This is a genomic window from Streptomyces sedi, from assembly GCF_006335015.1.
Classification (GTDB): Bacteria; Actinomycetota; Actinomycetes; order Streptomycetales; family Streptomycetaceae; genus Streptomyces; species Streptomyces sedi.
This window is the reverse complement of record NZ_VDGT01000051.1, coordinates 1-2,108: the sequence shown is the minus strand read 5'-3', so window position 1 is coordinate 2,108 and position 2,108 is coordinate 1. Positions and strand designations below refer to the sequence as shown.

General features: G+C 70.4%; 2 protein-coding genes. Both read right to left on the bottom strand.

The features are described from left to right. Positions 1 to 1,686: type I polyketide synthase (locus tag FH715_RS27985; RefSeq protein WP_139650314.1), on the bottom strand; the 1,686-nt coding region annotated here is incomplete at its 3' end. Between the two features lie 48 nt (positions 1,687 to 1,734). Beyond that, on the bottom strand, positions 1,735 to 2,108 hold a 374-nt coding region (locus tag FH715_RS27980; RefSeq protein ID WP_246109036.1), incomplete at its 5' end, for an acyl carrier protein.

Genomic DNA, 2,108 nt, shown 5'->3' with positions numbered 1-2,108 from the left:
ATCACCACCCGACACACCCTCCGCAAGCACCCCCAACGACCGCACCAGGCCCTCGCGGTCATCGGCCACCAGCACGGCGCGGTGCGGCAGGTGGGCCCGGGTGGTGGCGAGGGAGAAGGCGACGTCCACGACACCGGCGTCGGGGTGCGTCGTCAGGTGCGTCTTCAGCCTCTCGACCTGCTCGCGCAGGGCCGCCTCGGACCGTGCCGAGATCACCCAGGGGACCTTCGTGCCCACCAGGTTCGCGTGGCCGCCCGTCGGCTCGCCGGCGTCGGGCGCGGTCTCCTCCGGGGCGTCCGGTGGCGCCTGTTCCACGATGAGATGGGCGTTGGTACCGCTGATGCCGAACGAGGAGACCGCGGCCCGGCGCGGCTGGTCGCCCTCGGGCCACGGCCGGGCCTCGGCCAGCAGCTCGACGGCGCCGGCGGACCAGTCCACATGCGGCGACGGCTCGTCCACGTGCAGCGTCCTGGGCAGCAGCCCGTGCTCCATCGCCATCACCATCTTGATCACCCCGGCGACGCCGGCGGCGGCCTGGGTGTGCGCGATGTTCGACTTGATCGACCCCAGCCACAACGGCCGACCCTCGGGCCGCTCCTGACCGTAGGTCGCCAACAACGCCTGCGCCTCGATCGGATCACCCAGCGTCGTTCCGGTGCCGTGCGCCTCCACGACGTCGATCTGCCCGGGCTCCAGCCCGGCCGCGGTCAGCGCCTGACGGATCACCCGCTGCTGCGAGGGACCGTTCGGCGCCGTCAGCCCGTTGGAGGCGCCATCCTGGTTGATCGCGGAACCACGAACCACAGCCAACACCCGATGACCGTTGCGCCGCGCGTCCGAGAGCCGCTCCAGCAGCACCAGGCCCACGCCCTCGCCCCAGCCGGCGCCGTCGGCGGCACCGGAGAACGCCTTGCAGCGGCCGTCGGCTGCGAGACCGCGCTGCCGGCTGAACTCCACGAACGCCATCGGGCTGACCAACACCGACACCCCGCCGGCGACCGCGAGGGAGCACTCGTCGGAGCGCAGCGCCTGAACGGCCTGGTGCATCGCGACCAGCGACGAGGAGCAGGCCGTGTCCACGGTGACGGCCGGCCCCTCAAGGCCGAACGTGTACGCGAGCCGGCCGGAGATCACGCTCGCCGCCGTTCCGGTCACGGCGAAGCCTTCACCGTTTTCGCCGGGCGCGGTCGTGTTGCCGTACTCCGACCCCATCGAGCCGACGAACACCCCGGCCGGGACACCGCCGAGCGACAGCGGGTCGATGCCCGAGCGTTCGAACAACTCCCAGGCGGTCTCCAGCAGGAGGCGCTGCTGCGGGTCCATGGCCAGCGCCTCGCGTGGGGAGATGCCGAAGAGCCCCGCGTCGAAGTCGGCCAGGCCGGGCAGGAAGCCGCCGTGCCGCGTGTAGGACGTGCCGGGGCTGTCGGGGTCCGGGTCGTAGAGCCCGTCCACGTCCCAGCCACGATCGGTCGGGAACTCCGACACGGCGTCCCGGCCCTCGGCGACCAACGACCAGAGGTCCTCCGGCGAGTCCACCCCGCCCGGGTACCGGCAGGCCATGCCGACGATCGCGATCGGCTCCCGGATCTTGTCCTCGACGGTCTTCAACCGCTCCCGGGTCGACAGCAACTCCGTCATGAGCCGCTTGGAATAGTCGAGAATCTTCTTTTCCTGGTCGTTAACCATGTGGCTGTTGCCTCCAACGTAAGGAAATGGGCGCGGCGCTGACGCGACTCAGTCGATGCCCAACTCTTTCTCCATGAGAGCGAGCATTTCGTCGTGGCTCGCGGACTCGATCGCGTCCTGCCGGACGGCGGTCTCCGAGGTGTCCCGCGCGTTGTCCAGCTTCCAGAGAATCCCTTGCAACCGCTTGACAAGGCGGGAACGGCCGGCGCCGTCGGGTGGAGTGGCGGCCAACGCCGCCTCCAGACTGTCGAGTTCGGCAAGGGCCGGTGTCGCCAATGAGGTCGACTCGTCCTTCTGGTCGCCGAGGAGTTGGGTGTGGAGATAGTCGGCCAGGGCCGACGGAGTCGGATAGTCGAACACCAACGTCGCCGGCAACCGCTCCCCCGTCGCCGCACCCAACCGATTCCGCAACTCCACAGCCG